This is a genomic window from Streptomyces sp. NBC_00249, from assembly GCF_026342355.1.
In the GTDB taxonomy this organism is placed as follows: Bacteria; Actinomycetota; Actinomycetes; order Streptomycetales; family Streptomycetaceae; genus Streptomyces.
In genome coordinates this window covers 341932-360680 of record NZ_JAPEMV010000001.1, presented here as the reverse complement: position 1 = coordinate 360680, position 18749 = coordinate 341932, and the positions used below count along the sequence as shown (strand labels likewise).

Annotated in this window: 15 protein-coding genes; 6 read left to right on the top strand and 9 right to left on the bottom strand. The window is 75.6% G+C overall.

Features of this window, described 5'->3' with window-relative positions; genetic code table 11:
- Positions 1-9 precede the first annotated feature (9 nt).
- Entirely contained in the window at positions 10-1425 is a 1416-nt protein-coding gene (locus OOK31_RS01680) for a VWA domain-containing protein (protein ID WP_267010500.1), read from the top strand.
- Positions 1426-1447: 22 nt separating this feature from the next.
- Here the strand turns inward: OOK31_RS01680 and OOK31_RS01675 are convergent, their stop codons facing one another.
- Positions 1448-2404 (bottom strand): oxidoreductase, encoded by a 957-nt coding sequence (locus tag OOK31_RS01675; protein WP_267010499.1) that lies wholly within the window; start codon positions 2402-2404, stop codon positions 1448-1450.
- Positions 2405-2501: 97 nt separating this feature from the next.
- Here OOK31_RS01675 and OOK31_RS01670 point away from each other — a divergent pair, with 97 nt between their 5' ends.
- The 3 genes from OOK31_RS01670 to OOK31_RS01660 all read left to right on the top strand — a co-directional run bounded on the left by OOK31_RS01670 (position 2502) and on the right by OOK31_RS01660 (position 4676).
- A complete protein-coding gene (locus OOK31_RS01670; RefSeq protein ID WP_267010498.1) occupies positions 2502-3167 on the top strand; it encodes a TetR/AcrR family transcriptional regulator in 666 nt (221 codons plus the stop codon).
- Between the two features lie 112 nt (positions 3168-3279).
- Positions 3280-3870 (top strand): HutD family protein, encoded by a 591-nt coding sequence (locus tag OOK31_RS01665; protein ID WP_267010497.1) that lies wholly within the window; start codon positions 3280-3282, stop codon positions 3868-3870.
- Between the two features lie 89 nt (positions 3871-3959).
- Positions 3960-4676, top strand: coding sequence for a carbonic anhydrase (locus tag OOK31_RS01660; protein ID WP_267010496.1), 717 nt, complete (start codon positions 3960-3962; stop codon positions 4674-4676).
- A gap of 7 nt (positions 4677-4683) precedes the next feature.
- Here OOK31_RS01660 and OOK31_RS01655 read toward each other — a convergent pair whose 3' ends face one another.
- The 5 genes from OOK31_RS01655 to OOK31_RS01635 all read right to left on the bottom strand — a co-directional run bounded on the left by OOK31_RS01655 (position 4684) and on the right by OOK31_RS01635 (position 13036).
- Entirely contained in the window at positions 4684-6279 is a 1596-nt protein-coding gene (locus OOK31_RS01655; protein WP_267010495.1) for a thiopeptide-type bacteriocin biosynthesis protein, read from the bottom strand.
- Between the two features lie 50 nt (positions 6280-6329).
- A complete protein-coding gene (locus OOK31_RS01650) occupies positions 6330-8249 on the bottom strand; it encodes a TOMM precursor leader peptide-binding protein (protein ID WP_267010494.1) in 1920 nt (639 codons plus the stop codon).
- On the bottom strand, positions 8246-10027 hold the full coding sequence (locus OOK31_RS01645) for a hypothetical protein (protein ID WP_267010493.1): 1782 nt from the start codon (positions 10025-10027) through the stop codon (positions 8246-8248). The genes OOK31_RS01650 and OOK31_RS01645 overlap by 4 nt, the downstream gene beginning before the upstream one ends.
- Positions 10024-12732, bottom strand: coding sequence for a lantibiotic dehydratase (locus OOK31_RS01640; protein WP_267010492.1), 2709 nt, complete (start codon positions 12730-12732; stop codon positions 10024-10026). The genes OOK31_RS01645 and OOK31_RS01640 overlap by 4 nt, the downstream gene beginning before the upstream one ends.
- A gap of 106 nt (positions 12733-12838) precedes the next feature.
- Positions 12839-13036 carry a thiazolylpeptide-type bacteriocin gene (locus OOK31_RS01635; protein ID WP_267010491.1) on the bottom strand — a complete coding sequence of 66 codons (198 nt, stop codon included), beginning with the start codon at positions 13034-13036 and terminating at the stop codon, positions 12839-12841.
- 372 nt (positions 13037-13408) lie between these two features.
- Here OOK31_RS01635 and OOK31_RS01630 point away from each other — a divergent pair, with 372 nt between their 5' ends.
- Positions 13409-14281, top strand: coding sequence for an RNA polymerase sigma-70 factor (locus OOK31_RS01630; protein WP_267010490.1), 873 nt, complete (start codon positions 13409-13411; stop codon positions 14279-14281).
- Here OOK31_RS01630 and OOK31_RS01625 read toward each other — a convergent pair whose 3' ends face one another.
- The 3 genes from OOK31_RS01625 to OOK31_RS01615 all read right to left on the bottom strand — a co-directional run bounded on the left by OOK31_RS01625 (position 14282) and on the right by OOK31_RS01615 (position 16885).
- The gene (locus OOK31_RS01625; RefSeq protein ID WP_267010489.1) at positions 14282-15490 is read right to left on the bottom strand and encodes a hypothetical protein; all 1209 of its coding nucleotides are present in this window, start codon (positions 15488-15490) and stop codon (positions 14282-14284) included.
- A gap of 101 nt (positions 15491-15591) precedes the next feature.
- Positions 15592-16179, bottom strand: coding sequence for a YdeI family protein (locus OOK31_RS01620; RefSeq protein WP_267010488.1), 588 nt, complete (start codon positions 16177-16179; stop codon positions 15592-15594).
- A gap of 10 nt (positions 16180-16189) precedes the next feature.
- Positions 16190-16885, bottom strand: a complete 696-nt coding sequence (locus OOK31_RS01615) for a TetR/AcrR family transcriptional regulator (RefSeq protein WP_267010487.1) — start codon at positions 16883-16885, stop codon at positions 16190-16192.
- A 129-nt stretch (positions 16886-17014) separates the two neighbouring features.
- On the opposite strand from OOK31_RS01615, the gene OOK31_RS01610 reads away from it, so the two are divergent.
- Entirely contained in the window at positions 17015-18709 is a 1695-nt protein-coding gene (locus OOK31_RS01610; RefSeq protein ID WP_267010486.1) for an amidohydrolase, read from the top strand.
- Positions 18710-18749 lie beyond the last annotated feature (40 nt).

Sequence of the window (18749 nt, the reverse complement as noted above, 5' to 3'; positions counted from 1 at the left end):
CTGTCGGGCGTGACGACACTGAGCAAAGGCGCCAACCTGCCCGTCGCGGCAGCCTCCGTCAGAGCGGTGCTCGGCTGGTCGGCCGGACCCGGAGTACCGGACGTGGACGCGTCCGCGCTGCTGCTGGCCGGCGGCGGACGGGTGCGCTCCGACGGGGACTTCGTCTTCTACAACCAGCCCCGGCACCCCTCCGGCGCCGTACGCCACCTCGGCAAGCGGCCCGGAGCCGACTCCCTCGACGTCGATCTGGCCGCCCTGGAGCCGGACATCGAGCGGGTCGTGCTGTGCGCCTCCGCCGACGGCGGGACCTTCGGGCAGGTTCCCGGACTGCACCTGCGGCTGCTCGACGCCGTGTCCGGGGCGGAGCTGGTCCGCTTCGACATGGAGGCGGGATCCGAGACCGCCTTCCTGAGCGGCGAGCTGTACCGGCGGGCCGGGGCGTGGAAGTTCCGGGCCGTGGGGCAGGGGTACGCGAGCGGACTGGCCGGTCTGGCGACGGACTTCGGCATCACCGTGGACGACGAACCCCCCGCTCCCGCTCCCGCTCCCGCTCCCGCCCCCGCTCCCGTGCACCGGGCCGTGTCCGCGCCCGCACCCGTGTCCTGGCCCGCACCCGCCGCACCCGCTCCTGCCGCGCCCGCCCCGGCCCCCGCCGTACGGCTGGTCAAGGGGGAGGCCGAACTCCCCATGGACATGCGGATCCGGCTCTCCCTGCGCAAGCAGCAGGTGGCCGTCAGCCTCAGCAAGCAGGGCGCCGGCGGGGTGAGCGCCCGCGTGGTCCTCGTCCTCGACGCCTCCGGCTCCATGAGCGCCCTCTACTCCCGGGGCACGGTCGCGGGCGTCGTGGAGCGGATGGCGGCCGTCGCCGCGCAGCTCGACGACGACGGCGAGATGCAGGCCTGGACCTTCGCCACCAACCCCGCCCGGCTGCCGGACCTCGTCATCGGCGACCTCCCGGAGTGGCTGCGCCTGCACGTGCGCGTCGGGCAGATGAGCGTCTTCGGCCGCAAGAAGCCCCCCAAGGGCCTGCTCCCCGGCCAGGTCGACATGCGGGCGGTCGGCTTCCAGAACGAGGAGCAGAAGGTCATCGCCGAGGTGCGGAACTTCGTACGCTCCCACCCGGTGCCCGTCCCGACGCTGGTCCTCTTCTTCTCCGACGGCGGGGTCTACCGCAACGCGGAGATCGAGCGGGAGCTCCGGGAGGCCGTCGAGGAGCCGGTGTTCTGGCAGTTCGTCGGGCTCGGCCGGGCCGGCTTCGGGGTCCTGGAGCGCTTCGACACGATGCCGGGGCGCCGCGTCGACAACGTCGGCTTCTTCGCCGTCGACGACATCGACCAGATCTCCGACCCCGAGCTGTACGACCGGCTCCTGTCGGAGTTCCCCTCCTGGCTGCGGGCCGCCCGGCAGGCGGGGATCCTGCGCTGAACGGCCGTGACGGCCGTATGCCTCAAGGGGATCGGGGGTCCCGGACGGGCAGCCGGAAGGGGACGCCGGTGAGTTCCTCGGACAGCTCCCACAGTCGGCGGGCGGTGACGGTGTCACGCACGGCGCGCTCCCGGTCGCGCAGGACGGGCTCCCCGCGCAGTTGCAGCGGCCCGTCGGGCACGACGTACGATCCGCCCGGCAGGTCCGGGACGGTCGCCGCGTACAGCGAGGTCCTGGCGCCCGCGGGGGTCGGGCGGAAGGCGATGCGGAGCAGCAGCCGGGTCAGCGTGCCGTGGAGCCGGCCGCGGTCGCCGTTGGCGCCGCCGGTGAGGACGTTGGTGCGGGTGAGTCCGGGGGCCACCGCCATGCTGCGCAGGCCCAGGCCGGCGGCGTCGGCGCGGCGTTGGAGCTCGGTGGCGAAGTAGAGGTTGGCGCGCTTGGACTGCAGGTAGGCGAACACGGTGCGGTAGCGGCGTTCGGCGTTGAGGTTGTCCAGGTCGAAGCGGGCGAACCGCTGGCCTTCGCTGCTGACGGCGACCACCCGTGGATCGGGCGAGGCGAGCAGGTGGGGGAGCATCAGCCCGGTCAGCGCGAAGGCGCCCAGGTGGTTGATCCCGAACTGCGACTCGAATCCGTCGGCGGTCCGGGCGAACGGCACCATCGCCACACCGGCGTTGTTGACCAGCAGGTCGAGCCGGCCGTGGTCCCAGCCGTCGGCGAAGGCCCGTACGGAGGCCAGATCGCCCAGGTCGAGGAGGCGCAGCTCGGCGCGGGCGCCGGGTGCCCGGGCGAGCAGCCGGTCCAGGGCTTCCTGCCCCCGTCGGGGACTGCGGCAGGCCAGTACGACATGCGCGCCCCGGCGGGCGAGCACCTCTGCCGTGACCTGGCCGATGCCGCTGTTGGCTCCGGTGACCACCGCCAGGCGGCCGGACTGGTCGGGGACGGAGTCGAGCGTCCATGTACGGGAGGCGCTGGGCATGGCCTTCCCTTTCTCCTAGGTCCACCAGAATGCAACTTATAGTTGCGATATGCTGGATCCTGACATGCGCGTACCGCTAACGCAACTAGGAGTTGCAATGGAATCGGGTTCCACCGAACCCGCCCGCCCCGTCGGGCGCGGGCGCAAGGCTCAGGCGGCGGTGCGTGCCGCCACCCTCGCCGAGCTGCTGGACCGGGGGTACGCCGAGCTGACCGTCGAGGGCGTGGCCCAGCGGGCCGGGGTGCACAAGACCACGCTCTACCGGCGCTGGAAGGACCGCGAGAGCCTCGTCGTCGACGCGCTCTCCGAGCACTTCGCCACCGACATCCCCATGCCGGACACCGGCTCCGTCGAGAGCGACCTGCGGGAGCTCGCGCGGATGCTCGTGCAGAGCATGACGGGGCCGGTGGGCAGGGCGGTGCAGACCGCGATGTTCTCCGACGCCGGGCGGCTGCCGGAGATCGCCGAGGCGCGGCGGCGGGTGTTCGCCGACCGGTTCCGGCGGGCCGAGCCCGTGGTCGCCCGCGCCGTCGAGCGGGGCGAACTCCCGGCAGGCACCGATCCGGCCGAGCTCATCAAGGCGATGGCCGCTCCGATCTACTTCCGGTTGCTCGTCAGCGCCGACCCGGTCGACGAGGGCGCCGCCGACCGGGCCGTGCGGATCGCGCTCGCCGCCGCCCGCGCCGGAGCCCTGACGCTCGACTCCGACGGAGCCGCGGGGGAGGCCGGAGCGGACGCCGGTCAGGGTCCGGCCGGCCTGTGACGCCCTTCGGGCAGCGGCCCGGGCCGGAGGGCCTGTCGGTAGGCTCGGGCTGCGCCGCGCGGGTCCGTACCGCCCGCCGGGCGGCGCGGACCCCCAGGGAAGGAACCACCCCATGACCAGCCCCGCCGGCATCCGGATCCTGCGTGCGGCCGACCGCGCGGCGGTCCCGTGGAAGAACGGCGGGGGAGTGACCCGCGAGATCGCCGCGCGGCCCGAGGATGCCGGGACCGCCGACTTCGCCTGGCGGGTCAGCCTCGCCGAGGTCGCGGCCGACGGGCCCTTCTCGGAGTTCCCCGGCGTCGACCGGACGCTCACCCTCGCCGAGGGCGCGGGCATGGACCTCACGGTCGGGGAGGAACACCGGCGCGTCGACGAGCGCTACGCACCCCGCCACTTCCCCGGGGACCTGCCGACCGGCTGCCGGCTGCTGGGCGGGCCCGTCGTGAACTTCAACGTGATGTGGCGGCGCGAGCGCGCCGGGGCGCGGACGGCCGTCGTGCGCGGGGAACTCGGCCTGGACGTCCGGCCGGACGAGACCCTGCTCCTCGTCGCGCTCGACGGGCCGGCGCTCCTGACCGGCCCGGGCGGGGAGGGTGCCCCCGTCGAGCTCTCGCCGTACGACGCCGCCCTGGTCACGGAGCCCCTGAGCTGCGCGGTCCGTACCGGAGGACGGGTGGCCGTTGTCCGCCTGACGGACCGGTAACACCCGGATCGCGCCGGTTGAAGAATCGTTTCCGCCAAATGCTTCCCGGGGTCTTGGTCAAGAGACGGTAAAGCTGGTTACTTTCGCGCATGCTTACGACCAGTCGTCGCAGCCTGCTGCGCACCGCCGTGGCCGGTACGGCCGCCGCCGGATCCGTCCTCGCCCTCGGATCCGCCTTCCCCGCCTCCGCCGCCCCGCCCGGGCCCGCCACCGGTACGCGACCGAGGACACCCGAGGAGTCCCTGCGCGAGCTGACGGCCGGAAACCGCCGCTGGCGGACGTACCGTCAGGAGCACCCGCACGAGTCGCCGTCGACCCGTCTGCGGCTCACCAAGGCCCAGCACCCCTTCGCGATCGTGCTCGGCTGCGTCGACTCCCGGGTCCCCCCGGAACTCGTCTTCGACCAGGGCCTCGGCGACCTCCTGACCGTCCGCTCGGCGGGCGAGGTACTGGACGAGGCCGTACTCGGCAGCATCGCCTACGGGGTGCTGGAACTGGCCGTCCCCCTGGTCCTGGTCCTCGGCCACCAGTCCTGCGGAGCCGTCGGCGCGGCCGTCCACGCCGACGAGACCGGGGAGAAGCTGCCCGCGCACATCCAGTACCTCGCCGACCAGATACGCCCAGCGATCGACCGGGGCCAGCACGGCGAGGCCCGTGTCGACGCCACCATCGACGCCCACGCCCGCCGCACCCGCGACCGGCTCGCCGCCGAACCGGACCTGGCCCGCGCCGTGTCCGCCGGGAAACTGGCCGTCGTCGCGGCCCGCTACGAACTGAACGACCAGCGGGTGCGCACCCTGAACTGACCCCCGCTCACACGGCCCGGCCCAGCGGCAGCAGGTACTGGAGGGGCTGGTCGAGGTCGTCCAGCCCGAACAGCTCCTGGGCCAGGTCGTCACGGAACCCGCCCAGCGGCGTCGTGGCCAGGCCCAGCGCGGACGCGGTCAGCAACAGGGACTGCGCCAGGTGCCCGGCCTCCAGCAGCCCCAGCCGCAGGGCCCGCAGGCCGTAGCGCTGCCGGAGCCGGCCGAGGTCCACGAACAGGCCGAGCACCGCCGGGACCCCGTCCACCGCGATGGAGAGGGGGTCCTCCCGCGGCAGCGTCAGGTACGCGGAGAGCGCCCGGACCTCGTCGAGGGAGGGGGCGTCCGCGACCCGCCGCAGCGAACGCCGCTCGGGTACCGCCTGGTAGGTGCCCGGCGCCAGCCCCTCCACCTCCAGGGCGAACAGCCGCAGCCCCGCCGTGTAGAGGGAGCCCGCGCTCGGGTAGGGGCGGTGCCGGACCGGGGCGGCGTCGGAACCCGTCGTGTGGCTGGCGGCGTGGGCACCCCACAGCAGCGTGCCCAGCCCGGCGGCCGTCAGCGGGCCCCCCAGCCGGCGGGTGCTCGTCCGGCCGGTGACGGCCGCACGCAGCGACACCTCCGGCAGCGAACCGCCCGGCAGCGACACCTCCGGCGCCTGCGCGAGCCGCTCGGGCGGTGCGTGACGGGCGAGGCTGTCCCGGTCCAGACCGATCTGGAACTTGCTCCGCTCCAGGTACTGCCGGTCGGCGTCCAGATGGCCGTCGGGGAAGTAGGAGAGCGGCTCCCCGGAGTCCAGCAGGGCCTTCGCGGCCAGCCGGTACACCGCCAGCTCCTCCTCCGGGGCCACCCCGAGCCCGTTCAGCAGCGCGTGCAGCAGGGCGGCCCACTGCGCCCGGGGTTCGCGCGCGTCGGACGGCAGCGTGGACTCGGCCGCCCGTACGGCCGCCGCCCAGCGGGCCACCGGGCCCCCGGCGGTGCCGTCCGCCAGTGCCCTGAGCAGGGCGCCCGCCCGGCTGGCGAGGCCCTCGCGCTGGGCCGCGTAGACCGTGTTGACCTGGGCGTGCACCAGCCGCGCGGGCAGCAGCGGGACACCCCGCGCCCAGGGCCGGCGGGCGGCCTGCCCGCGCAGCCAGCGCGCCGCCCCGTAGCGGTCCAGCCCGAGGGCCCAGGCCGTCGCGTGCGCCAGGTCCGCCGCGACGGCCAGCCTCGGCCCACCGCGGGAGGCCCCCGCGACGCAGTCCACCGCGACCCGGGTGGCCAGCGCACGGAGCCCCTCGGCGACGGACACCGGGAACGGCCCGCCCGGCCCGGGCGCGTACGGCACCTCGCGCACCTCCGCGCCCTGCGCGAGCCGCGCCCCGGCCAGCCGGCGCAGGGCCGGGCCCAGTTCGGCCCGCGCGGCCGGCCGCGGACCGCGCACCCGCACGCGCAGGTGCGCACCGCCCTCCTCGTGCCGGGCGAAGGACCAGGCGGCGGCCTCCCGCCCGGCGACGAGCCCGTCCAGCAGCGGGGCCAGGTCCTCCACCAGGAAGGCGTCGGTGTCCTCGGGCGTGGCCCGCAGGAAGCAGTGCAGGCCCAGCCAGGGTTCTCGGGGGACGGCGGCCACGGTCGGCTCCTCGGGCTCTCGGATCCCGGGATCGCCGGGTGTGCGGGCTGTCACGGGAAGGGGTGCGGGTGCAGGGCGAGTTCGTCGTGACGCAGCGGCCCGGCCGCGCGGCCCAGCCGGTACGGGACCTCCAGCAGCCGGGACAGGCCCCGCGTGCGGCGGTTGACGTGCCCGAAGGTCATCGGCAGCGCGCCCGGCACCACCGCCTTCGCCGTGTACAGCCCGAGGCGTTCGCGGACCCCGGCCTCGTCCTGCCCGACCACCACCACCTCCAGGCCCGCCCCCGCCAGCCGCCGCACCGTCGAGTCCAGCAGCGCGGCCAGGTCCGTGACGGGCTCCGGCGCACCGGGCCACACCTGGCGCCAGGGCAGCGGGCGGTCGTCGCCGTCCAGCAGGAAGTCCAGCCGGGGCCGGGCCTCCGCGAGGGCGTACAGGGCGGTGTGGTCGGCGAGGGAGACGACCAGCTCCGGCCGCTCCAGCATCGGGCGCAGCCGGGCCGGGTCGTGGACGGCCGGCTCCGCCCGCAGCCGCTGGGCGGCGTTGAAGACGTTCGTCACCGTCTCCACCACGGCCGAACGGATCGCCGCACGCGGATCGTGATGGGCCCCGGCCGCCAGGAACACCTGCGGCGCCGCCGAGCGGACGTCACCGTGGTGGGCGACGGCGACCACCGCCGGGACACCGAAGTCGTTCGTGGCGTCGAGCAGGGTGAGCCGGTAGCCGGCCAGGGCCGCCCGGTCGGCCAGGTGCAGCACTTCGGGGTCGTCGGCGGGCAGCGCGATCCGGCGCAGCGGGGTCCTCGCGTACCAGGCCATCAGGAACGCGTCGCGCTCGGCTACCTCGAACAGCCCGTACAGCGCGGCCTCTTCGGGGCTGTTGCCCAGACCGCAGCCGCTGGAGGTCTCGTAGACCACGCGCGGCCTGCCCGGGCTCGGGTCCCAGTACGCGACGTGCTCGGGCACGGCCGTCGGCCGGTCGCGGGTCAGGGACCAGCCGTGCACCCAGTCGAGTTCCAGATCCGGGGCGTAGGGGACCGTCGGCGAGGCGGGATGGCCGTGGTGGGCGGGGTCGGGCAGCCCGAGCCGCTCCGGGTCCACGGCCCGCCCGGGCCCCAACTCGGCGTAGGAGGACCGCAGTACGCTGCGGCGGCCCTGTGGGCTCATCCCGGAGAGCCGCTCGACCCCCTCGAACAGGGCCACCCGCTCGCTGCTGTCGAAGTCGGCCGACCGGCCGTAGCCGCCGTCGCGCAGGTCCCGGCCCAGCGTGACGTACGCGCTCGTGAGGCTGAGCGCCGAGTCCTCGGTGCGCACCACCCGGTGGACCGGGCCGAACCGCTCGTCGAACAGTTCCGCCCGCAGACCGGCCGTGCTCGTACGGTCGTTGGGGCCGCGCAGCACCGCCGGGTCCGGCAGTGGACGCGGTGCGCGGTCCGGGCGGGCCGCCCCGGCCTCGTCCTCGGGCAGCGGCAGGCACACCGGACAGCCGCCGACCGGCCGGAAGGTGTGGCCGGACCAGGTGGCCCGGCCGCTGTGCACGATCCGTACGGCCGCGCCCTCGCCCGGGGCGGGAGCGGGCAGCGCCAGCAGCTCGGCCGCCAGCGCGGCCACGGCGTCCGCCAGCGCGGGGGAGGGGCGGCCGGCCAGTCGCAGGCCCGGACTGTGCCAGGGGACACGGCCCCCGATGGTGGCGAGCCGGCGGTACTCCGTGCAGGAGACGCAGCCCACCGCGCCCGGCCGGAGTACGGGGCCGACCACCGTGAGAGCGCCGTCGGCGCGCACCGGCACCAGGGTGACGGGGTGGGCGAGCGCGTGCCGCGACAGGGCGGCGGCGGTCTCCAGGTCCCAGTCGTCCAGGACGACCACGGCCCGGCCCGCCGTGGCGCCGAGCGCGCCCCGGGCGTCGAGGACGGGCAGTCCGAGCTCTGCGAGGGCCTCGGTGAGGGGGGTGCCGGTGGCGGTCGCGGGGGTCACCGTGACTCTCCTTCCGTGTCGGGGGCGTCGGTCGCGGGGGCGCCGGTTTCGAGGGCCGTGAACCCGCATGCGCGCAGCGCCGTCAGGACCGCGCGGGTGTCGGGCCCGTCCGGCGCCCACGGCCGGGCGGACAGGCCGGTCAGCCGTCGCAGGGAGTCCTGCAGGGCCGCCTCACGCCCGGCCACCCGGGCCCACCAGCCGGCGGACCAGTTCTCGTCCTCCCAGGGCGCCGCGGCGATCCCGGCGACGGCCAGTGCACACAACTCCCCGCCTGCCGATGTGAAGTGACGGTCCGTCGGGTCTGGGGTCCCTGCCTGTACGCGGGCCAGTGCGGCCAGCGTCGCGAAGGCCGCCGCGTCCCCCGCCGTGGCCTCCACCGCCTGCCCGAGCAGCCGCCCGTCCCGACCCCCGCGCACCTCGGCGCGGAAGGCCGCTTCGGCCGTGTCGAGCGGGGTCAGGGTCAGCTCCGCCCGCACGCCGAGGCGCCCGGTCAGGGCGGTCCACCAGTGGCGGGCCTGCGCGTGCCCGGCGCCGTACGGGTTCCAGGGCGCGGCCGCGCCCACCGGCAGCGGCCGCGCCAGCGCGGCGCGGCGCAGCGCCCGCCCCAGCGCGTGGCCGGGCCCGGCCCCCACCACCACGCCGGAGCGGCCCGCGCCGAGCCGCAGCTCCGCCGCGCGGCACAGGGCGTCGAGCCGGGCCAGGTCGGCCCGGGCCCCGCCGGCCGTCAACCGCCCGCCGCCCGGCGCCGCGCACTCCACCAGCGCCACCGGCAGCTGGGGCAGCGACCCCGTCCCGGGCGCCGGCAGCGGCCCGAGGTGCTCGTCGCCCAGCGCCTCCACCCCGGCCAGCGCCTCGGCGAGCGTGCCGGGCGGCGGCTGCGGGGCGGGCGGGCCCCCGAGCCAGGGGTGGTAGGCGGCGTGCGGCGGGTCCTCGGCGGCGACGAGGGCGGTGCGCAGCCGCGGCGAGGCCCCCGCCCCGGCTTCCTCCGCCGTGTCCTCGGAATCCGGGTCGGGCAGTCCCGCCACCGCGCACAGCAGCCGCTGCACGGCGCCGCCCGCGACCAGGGCGGTCAGTGCGGGCCCGGAGGGCGCTTCCGCCGCGCGGGGCCCGTCGAGGCCGTCTCTCCCGAGCCGTGCGCGCAGCGCCGCCGCGTCGGCCCCGGCCCCTGCCGGACTGCCGACCGGGGTGACGAACGCACCGCCGGGGCGGGCCAGGGCTGCGACCGCCAGCTCGGTGCCGTCGGGGCGGGCCGCCGTGAGCAGCACCCCGCTCCCGGCCGGCTCGCGGGACCCGGCCAGGGTGGCGGTGACCCCGGCGCGCGCGAGGGCCCGTAGAGCCGCAGGGGCCAGGGGGTCGTCCCGGTCCGCCGTACGGACCTCCACGCGGGTGGCGGCGAGGGCGGCCGCCGCCTCGGCGGGACGCGCGGCGACCGTGGCCAGCCACTCGGCGGCCGGGCCGTCGGCGGGCGCGGTCGAGGCCCCGACCAGCATTCCCTGCGTGTGGAGTTGGCCGATCAGCGTGCACAGCGCCGCCCGGAGCGGGGTGCCCGCCGGGGCGCGGGCGGCGAGGTCCGCCGCCCCGTCGGCCCGCAGGGCCTCCTCCACCATCCGCCACAGCGCGGGCAGCGCCGGGCTGCCCTCCATGCTGACGGCCGAGCTCCAGCCGCGCACGTGCAGGCCCTGGGCGAGCGCGCTGGCGGTGACACCGGGACGCAGTCGCCAACTCCCCAAGGAATCCAGGGCGTCGGGTGCGGCGGTGGTGGCGGGTGCGGTGGTCATGAGCTGCTCCCCGGCCGGTAGGTCTCCACGACGAGTTCGACGGCGCGCGCAGGCCGCGGCCGGCCGCCGGGTGCGGGCAGGGCCTCCTCCAGCACCGCGCCGTCCGGGTGGCGGGAGAGCCACTTGTCGAGGCAGCGCAGGTGCAGGGGGTTGCCGAGGTCCACGAACTGCGGCTTGGGGCGCGTGGGTTCGTTCACCGACACCTCGGCCGTCCCGGTGCCGTCCCAGCCGGGGACCGGGAGCGGGTGCAGGAACAGCTGGTCCGGGACGCCGAGCAGGACCCGCCAGCGGGCCGCCGCCTCGAAGGGGACCTCGCCGTCGGCGGCCAGCGCGGTGCGCAGGGCCGCCACCGTGCCGCCGGCCAGCCGCCAGCGGCGCCGGCGCAGGACGATGTGCCGGTACCGCAGCCGGGGGGTGCGCACCAGCGGCCCGCCCGGGACCTCGGTGACGTGCTGGGGCACCAGTGAGGCGAAGGAGGTGACCCCCTCCGGGTGGTCGTGGACCAGGGGAGCGCTGCGGGTGGTGAGGAGGGTGGGGACGAGCAGCCCCGGGTAGAAGACGTCCAGCAGCTCGCCGGTGTCCCGCAGGCGCAGCCGGACCTGGTCGGTGGCCTCGTCGTGGACGAGTTCCACGTCGGCCTCGCCGATCGGCCGGCGGTCGCGGCCGGCCCCGCCGTCGCCGCCGATGTCGCCGGTGTCCGCAGTACCTGACTCCTCCGGACCGAACTCCTCCGCGACGATCTCGTCCGGCATGAACAGCGGTTGCAGGTTGGCGTTGAAGCCGCGCACCGGGCGGAACTGCGCCGCCCTCGCCCCGGGTTCCCGGTGGCGGTCGACCTCCCGCGCGACGGTCTCGGCGGCCCCGGGGCCGAGGAGGTCCAGGAAGCGGCTCCCGATCCGGCCCCAGCCCCCGTAGACGTGGTTGAGGCACAACAGTCCGCTGGGGGCGTCCTGTTGGAGGAAGTGCGCGTACGACAGCGGACGCCTCGCCGCCCAGTGCGGCAGCCGCCTGCCGAAGTCCGCGACCAGCGTCGGCGGCAGCACCACATCGGCGTCCGGGTCCTGGCCGGAGGCGGTACGGGCGAGTACCTCGGCGGTGAACGCGGCCCGCAGCCGGACGAGTTCGGCGGCCCCGCTGGGCAGGGCGGTCAGGTCGTCGCCGGGGGTGAGGGAGGCGGTCCGGGCGGTGTCCTCCCAGGCGGCGAGGGTCTCGGCGGCGAACTCCCAGACGGGACGGCAGACGCCGCCCGGGCCGTAGCGGGCGACGAACCGGTCGCGCAGGGCCCGTCGCATCACATGGGCGAAGTCGAACACCTCGGCCAGGGCGCCGATTTCGTGCAGGGCCTCGTGGTCCTCGCCGCCGAGGAGGCGCTCCGCAGCCACGGGCCGGGCGGCCACCACGTCCTCCGCCAGCGGGGCGGGCACCGGGCCGCCCTCGGGCAGCGGCCGGCCGGCCGCGCTCAGCAGGGCCGTCCAGCGCCCGCGCAGCAGCGCGAGCAGCGCCGCCCGTTCGCGCGGGTCGGCGGAGGCGAACTTCCCCGTGGCGTCGGCTATCTCGTCGACCGAGGCGGCCAGCGCCGCGTCCTCGGGGTGGTGCTCGTCGGCCCCGGCGCGCAGCCAGTCGGCCAGCCGGGCCAGCGGCTCGGGCTCGTGCGGGCCGACGGGCGGGACGGGGACGAGCAGCCCCGCCGTGGCGAGCTGCTCCAGGTACGCGCGGGCGGCGGCCCGGTCCTCGGGCCCGGCCAGCGCGGTGGCCAGCCGGTCCGGTGTCGCGGGCGTCCGGCACAGGGCGGCCACGCGCTCCAGCGGGCCGCTCGCCGCGACCTCGACCTCGTCCTCCTCGGTGACGACGAAGCGGCCGACCGAGGAGACGGTGTGCGTACGGGCGAAGACGGCGCGCTCCCCGGACGCCCGGGCGGGGCTCGCCATCCGGTGCGGGAGCCGGGCCCGCCGGCGCGGATCGGCCAGCAGGGCGTCGCAGAGGGCGGCCACCAGGGTCCGGCTGGTCCTGACCCGGCTGCCGGGGTCGGGCAGCAGGTCCGCCTCGCCCCACGGCGCCGCCGCCGCTCCCGGGGCGGCGGGCCGGGCGGGCAGCGGACCCCAGCCGACGGCCGTGAACCAGGACAGGGGGCTGGTACGGGTACTCGCGCGCACGGCGTGCCGCAGGACCCCGGGCTCTTCCTTCCGCGTCCGGCGGCCGGTCGCCCCGGTGCCCGCCCGCTCCACGGCGGCCAGCAGGTCGGCGCTCGTACAGGAGACGGCGAGCGCGAACGCGGGTTCGCGGCACTGGACGGCGAGGGCCTGGCGTTCCGCCGCCAGCGCGTCGGGCAGTGCCCCGGCGACCCTGGCGCGCTGGCAGTGCAGCCGGCGCCGCAGGTCCAGCCAGCTACGGAGCTCCGGCAGCCGGTCGGGCAGGTCCCCGAGGTGGTCGAGGAGCGCGGGCCGGGGTTCGCGCCCGTTGTGCAGGGCCCGGCGCAGGGGCAGCACCACGTCCCGGTGGAACGGCGCGGGATGGCCGTCCCGGCTCGCGTACAGGCCGTCCGTCAGCCGGGGGACGAGGTCGGCCAGGGCGCCCTCCAGTTCCGTCAGCCGCTCCAGCTCGGCGCGGAAGACGGCCGCGTCGGTCGACTGCGCGGGGTGGCTGAGCACCGTCGAGCGCACCAGCGCGTACGGGGCGCTGCGTACGGCGGGCACGGGGGGCGTCATGGCGTCCCGGTCCTTTCGGAGGCAAGGGAAAGGGGAGGGAGGGGGGAAGGGGCGGGGTGGTCCGTTCCGGCGCCCCGGGCGGGGCGCCGGAACGGGCGCGGGTGCGTCAGACCCCGGCGACGCCGGGCTGCGGCGGCTGGGTGCTGCACGCGCAGGAACAGGCGGTGGGGAAGCCGCAGCCGGAGGTGGACGTGTTGGCCGCGAAGGCCGAGACGCCCGCCGTGTCACGCATCGTCGTGACGGTGATGCCGCCGAGGTCCAGGTCGTGGGCCTCGAAGGTGGTGCTCGCGTCGATGTCTGCCATGAGAACTCCCGAGGTTGTGGGACGGCTTGAGCTGGTTCGTTCCGTGGTACGGGCGAACGAACGCCACGCTAGGCCGCCGGGCGATCGGGGCACATCGGAGGTTTTTCGACATGTGGGCACAACTCCAGCCGGTATCCAGGCAATTGACTCGATGTCATGGGTGGGACCGGCCGCTGGAAGGGAATCCGGCACCGCTCCACGCGGACACCCGGGCCCGGTCCGGCCGGACTCGGCCACCGCACCGCAGCCGCCCCGGGGCCGCACCGGGACCGTCTGCGCCGGCGCTTTCCGGCCGGGCGCGGGGGCGGGCCCGCCGCCCCGCCGTGGCCGATTGCCTTGCCCGTCGTGGTCCCCGGGAGCCAGAATCGGCCAGTGATCACGAAAGAAACCGGGACGGACCCGTTCCACGAGCACCGCAGGCTCCTGTTCGCCACCGCCTACCGGATGCTGGGCTCCGTCACCGACGCCGAGGACATCGTCCAGGACGCCTGGCTGACGTGGCACAAGGCCGACCGGTCCGAGGTGCGCCATCCGAAGGCGTACCTCGTGCGCACGGTGACGAACCTGTCCCTGAACCGCCTCACCTCCGCCCGCGCCACCAGGGAGGAGTACGTCGGCCCCTGGCTCCCCGAGCCCCTGCTCACCGCGCCCGACGCGGCGCAGGAGCAGGAGCTCGCCGAGAGCGTCTCGACCGCGATGCTGGTGGTCCTGGAGACCCTCACGCCCGTGGAGCGAGCCGTGTTCGTCCTGCGTGAGGTGTTCGGCTACTCGCACGCCGAGATCGCCGACGTCCTGGACCGGCCGGAGCCGACGGTCCGGCAGATCTCGCACCGCGCGCGCCGCCACGTACAGGACCGCCGGACGCTCTACGACAGCGACGCCGCGCAGCGGGAACAGGTCACGGCCCGCTTCATGAAGGCCTGCGCCGGCGGCGACCTGAACGCCGTCCTGGAGCTGCTGGCCCCCGACGTCACGGCCTGGTCCGACGGCGGAGGCAAGGTCAGCGCCGCGATCCGCCCGCTGTACGGCCCCGACCACGTCGGCCGCTGGCTGGTGGGCATCGTCAAGAAGCCCGCGATGACCGACGTCAGGATGACCCCCGCCGTCATCAACGGCGAACTCGGCCTCCTCGCCCTGGCGGGCGACATCCCGATCGCGTCGGTCACCTACGACCTGGAGGGCGGACTGCTGCGCAACATCCGCTTCCAGATCAACCCGGACAAGCTGGCGGGCCTGCGCCGCTGATCAGCCGACCGGCAGGGCGGCGGCCTCCAGCAGGTCCGCGTGGGCCTCGGCGTAGTGCCGGGCGGTGAGGAGGTACAGGCAGCGGTCCGTCAGGGCCGTCGCCAGCTTCCCGCCGCCCCGGCCGGGTTCGTCGCCGAGGCGACGGGCGAGCGCGACGCCCTCGTCGAACAGCGGCCGCAGCTCCGGCGGCGGCAGGAGGTGGTGGCTCCCGTGCAGGAGCGTCTTGCGGATCGTCAGCCGGCGGTGGACGGTGACCCGTTCGGCGGGGCCGAGGCTCCCGGCCCTCGCTTCGAGGGCGGGTACCGCCTCGAGGTAGGCGCGTCGTACGTGCCGCGACCAGGCGCCCGACTCCGTGCCGAAGGCCGGGGCGGGCGCGCCCGGGGCTGCCGCCGGCTCCAGCACCCGGCCTGACAGCGCGAACAGCACCGCCCACAGCGGGACGGAGCTGCCCCAGCCCCGGCGCTCGCCGCTCCGGGCCAGTTCCGCGAGCAGGCCGAGGGCCTCCGCCCGGGCGGCGCCGGCCTCACCACCGCGGCCCGCGGCGTCCAGCATCCGGGAGTGCTGGAGCAGCTTCATGGCCACGGAGGCCAGCGGCGTCCCGTCGTCAGCCAGCGCCCGGCGGCCCGTCCCGACGACTTCCGCGAAGGCTTCGAGGGCCTGGTCCCGCAGTCCGGCGGCGTCCAGGGCCGCCGCCCGCTCGATGGCGCTCCAGGAGGACGAGGTCTCCCGCGCGGCCTCCTCCAGGACCAGGGCCGCCTCCCGGTGCCGGCCCTCCTCGGCCAGCACGGTGGCCAGCCCCCGGTACGGCTCCTGTCCCCGCTCGAAGCCGCGCAAGCCGACCTCGGTCAACTCCTCGCGCGTCGCCTGTCCTTCGGCTGGGCGGTCGGCGTCGAACAGCTCGCGCTGGTAGAAGTACAGGGCCTCGCCCAGCAGTTGGGTCCCCTTCGGTTCCTGTGCGCCGATGCCCCGAGCGACGGCCACCGCCTCGGCGAACAGCGCCAGCCGTACGTCGGGCCGGTCGCGGAACTCCGCCGCGAAGCCTCGCAGGACCAGCGCGTACGTCAGCTTCGGCCGGTAGGTCAGGGGGCTCACGTCCGCCAGCACCCGGTAGGCCTCGATCTTCTGGCAGAGGGTCAGCTCGCCCGAGCCGAGGAGAGTCGTCCGTGCCCGCAGCACCGCGTCATGATCTACGTGTCCGGATGAGTTCATGACGGAGATTCTGGGATCCGGGCACCCCCCTGGACAAGGTTTCACAACTGTGCTGTCCGTCCTACGAAAACGGCCCCTGACCTGTCATGATGGAAACGTCTTCACCCCTCTTCCCCCTCCCCGGCGGCTTCCCGCAGCGCAGCGAGGGCCTTGTCGAGACGGGTCCGGCGGGCCTCGGGGGTACGGGCCTGGAGCAGCGGCAGGAGCAGCTGGTAGCGCCCGGTCCGGTCCAGCGCCTCGAAGGCCCGGTGGGCACGCGGGTCGGCGGCCAGTGCCGCAGCCAGCTCCTCCGGTACCGTCGCCGCCCGGTGGGAGGCGTACGCCGCGTCCCAGCGGCCGTCCGCCCGGGCCCTGCGCACCTCCGCGAGACCGGGCTCGCGCATCCGCCCCGCCGCCGTCAGCTCCGCGACCTTCTCGACGTTGACCTGCGACCACAGGCTCCTGGGGCGGCGCGGCACGTACTTCTGGAGGTAGTGCCGCTCGTCGTGGGACCGGCGCTGCCCGGAGATCCAGCCGTAGCAGAGCCCGATGTCGACCAGCTCGTCGGCGGTGACGCTCGGGATGCCCGAGCCCTTCTTCGCGAGCTTGACCCACACCCCCTCGGGGCGCGCGTGGTGGCGGGCCAGCCAGCCTTCGAAGGCCTCGCCGTCCGCGAAGGCGATGATCTCCACACCGTTCAGTTCGTCCATGCGGTGCAGGCTATCGACGACCCCCGGCGCGGGCCCGGGTCTCGATCGCGGTGATCAGGGCCTCGACCCGCAGCTCGAAGATCTCCTCCTCGGTGACCTCGGCGAGCTCGGCGCCCAGGTGGGTGATGTGCGGGAAGTCCCCGGTGTCGAGGAGGCGGTACTCGCGGCTCCAGGAGGCCTCGTCGGCCGCCCGGACGTCCGGGGCGAACAGCAGGTAGGCGGCGCGCTGGCCGACGTAGGCGAGGAGGGAGTCCCCGACCATCCGGTAGTGGACGGCGGCCTCGGCCCCGTCGAGGCCGGCCTCGCGGACGGCGCCGAGGATGAGCTCGACGACGCGGAACTCGTTGGGCCGGCGCGTGGTGCGGCTGGCCATGGTCGAGCCGACCACCGGGTACTTGAGCGCCACCTCCAGCGAGCCGGCGGCGAGGGCGCGCAGCCGGTCCTTCCAGTCGAGGCCCTCGGGGATGCTGTCGAGGACCTCGCCGAGGGTGCGGTCGGCCACCGACAGCAGGAGCTCGTCCTTGTCGCGGAAGTGCCGGTAGATCGCGGTCGGATCGGCTCCCAGCTCCTCGCCGAGGCGGCGCACGGTGAACGCGTCCTCGCTGCCGCGCGCCGCGATGCGCAGGCTCGCTTCGATGATCGCGTCGGGCGTGAGCTGGCTGCCGGCGCGCTTGGACCGGGTGGGTGTGTCGGGTGACTTCGGCATGGTGCGGCCCAGTGTAACGATGTGGAACACCGTGAGCGCAACACCGTTGACAACAATGTTGCGCTCCCGTTCACTCCTCCTCAACGAACACGCCGTGCGGGTCTGCCCGCCGAGCCGGAGGAAGCGTCGATGGCCGAGAACATGCAGCGGACCGGACAGCGGGCCGACACCCTCTTCGTCGGGGGGAAGGTGTTCACGGGGACGGCCGAGGCCCCCGTCCGGGCCGCCGTCGCCGTCGGGGGAGGGCGCATCCTCGCCGTCGCCGAGGAGAGCGCCGTACGCGAACTCGCGGACGCCGCCACCGAGATCGTCGACCTCGCGGGCGGCCTGCTGGTCCCCGGCTTCCAGGACGCCCACGTCCACCCCGTGGTCGCCGGCGTCCAGATGCTGGGCTGCGACCTCAGTGCCGAGCACACCGTCGACGGCTACCTCGCCGTCGTCACCGCCTACGCCGAGGAACACCCCGACACGGGCTGGATCCGCGGCGGCGGCTGGTCCATGGACGTCTTCCCCGGCGGCACCCCCACCCGGGCCATGCTCGACGCGGTCGTCCCGGACCGGCCCGTCCTGCTCACCAACCGCGACGGACACGGGGCCTGGGTCAACACCCTCGCCCTGCGCCTCGCCGAGGTGGACGCCACCACCCCCGACCCGGTCGACGGCCGGATCGAGCGCGAGGCCGACGGCACCCCGGCCGGCACCCTCCAGGAGGGGGCCGTCGAACTCGTCGCCCGGCACGTCCCCATCGCCACCGAGGACGAGGCGCTCGCCGGACTGCTCGCCGCGCAGGAGCACCTCTTCTCCCTCGGCGTGACCAGCTGGCAGGACGCCATGATCGGCGCCTTCCCCGGCAACCCCGACAATTTCGGCGTCTACCTGAGGGCCGCCCGCGAAGGCTCCCTGCGGGCCCGCGTCGTCGGCGCCCTGTGGTGGGACCGCGAACGCGGCCTGGAACAGATCCCCGAACTGGAGGAGCGCCGCCGCACCGGGCGCGCCGGCCGCTTCGAAGCCACCAGCGTCAAGATCATGCAGGACGGCATCGCCGAGAACTTCACGGCCGGCCTGCTGGAGCCCTACCTCGACGGCTGCGGCTGCCCCACCGCCAACTCCGGGCTCAGCTTCATCGACCCGAAGCTGCTCACCGACGCGGTACGCCTCCTCGACGCCTCGGGCTTCCAACTGCACTTCCACGCCCTCGGGGACCGCGCCGTCCGCGAGGTGCTCGACGCCCTTGAGGCGGCCCGCGAGGCGAACGGCGCCAACGACAACCGCCACCACCTCGCCCACCTCCAGATCGTCCACCCGGACGACATCGCACGCTTCGCCCGGGTGGGGGCGGCAGCCAACATCCAGGCCCTGTGGGCCGCCCACGAGCCGCAGATGGACGAGCTGACCATCCCCTTCCTCGGCCCCGAACGCGCCGCCCTCCAGTACCCGTTCGGTGATCTCCAGCGCGCCGGTACCCGCCTGGTGGCCGGCAGCGACTGGTCGGTGAGCAGCCCCAACCCCCTGTGGGGCATCCACGTCGCCGTCAACCGCGCGGTACCCGACGAGACCCCCGACCCCTCCGGGCCCCGCCCGCCCGCGGCCCCCTTCTTCCCCGAACAGGCCCTCACCCTCGCCCAGGCCCTCACCGCCTACACCGCCGGCAGCGCCTGGGCCAACCACCTCGACGCGGTCACCGGCACCGTCGAGCCCGGCAAGCACGCCGACCTGGCCGTCCTCGACCGCGACCCCTTCGAGCTGCCGCAGGAGCAGATCGCCGACGTCCGGGTCCTGCGCACCTACGTCGACGGCGAACTGGTCTTCGCCACGACCGACTGACGGCCGTACCCCCCCGGACTGACGGCCGTACCCCCCGGAC

What these genes read in the sequence shown, in the direction of transcription:
- OOK31_RS01670 (WP_267010498.1), top strand. Translation starts at nt 2,502, where the DNA reads ATGGAATCGGGTTCCACCGAACCCGCCCGCCCCGTCGGGCGCGGGCGC.
- OOK31_RS01660 (WP_267010496.1), top strand. Translation starts at nt 3,960, where the DNA reads ATGCTTACGACCAGTCGTCGCAGCCTGCTGCGCACCGCCGTGGCCGGT.
- OOK31_RS01665 (WP_267010497.1), top strand. Translation starts at nt 3,280, where the DNA reads ATGACCAGCCCCGCCGGCATCCGGATCCTGCGTGCGGCCGACCGCGCG.
- OOK31_RS01620 (WP_267010488.1), bottom strand. Translation starts at nt 16,179, where the DNA reads ATGGACGAACTGAACGGTGTGGAGATCATCGCCTTCGCGGACGGCGAG.
- OOK31_RS01640 (WP_267010492.1), bottom strand. Translation starts at nt 12,732, where the DNA reads ATGACGCCCCCCGTGCCCGCCGTACGCAGCGCCCCGTACGCGCTGGTG.
- OOK31_RS01625 (WP_267010489.1), bottom strand. Translation starts at nt 15,490, where the DNA reads ATGAACTCATCCGGACACGTAGATCATGACGCGGTGCTGCGGGCACGG.
- OOK31_RS01615 (WP_267010487.1), bottom strand. Translation starts at nt 16,885, where the DNA reads ATGCCGAAGTCACCCGACACACCCACCCGGTCCAAGCGCGCCGGCAGC.
- OOK31_RS01610 (WP_267010486.1), top strand. Translation starts at nt 17,015, where the DNA reads ATGGCCGAGAACATGCAGCGGACCGGACAGCGGGCCGACACCCTCTTC.
- OOK31_RS01635 (WP_267010491.1), bottom strand. Translation starts at nt 13,036, where the DNA reads ATGGCAGACATCGACGCGAGCACCACCTTCGAGGCCCACGACCTGGAC.
- OOK31_RS01675 (WP_267010499.1), bottom strand. Translation starts at nt 2,404, where the DNA reads ATGCCCAGCGCCTCCCGTACATGGACGCTCGACTCCGTCCCCGACCAG.
- OOK31_RS01645 (WP_267010493.1), bottom strand. Translation starts at nt 10,027, where the DNA reads ATGACCACCGCACCCGCCACCACCGCCGCACCCGACGCCCTGGATTCC.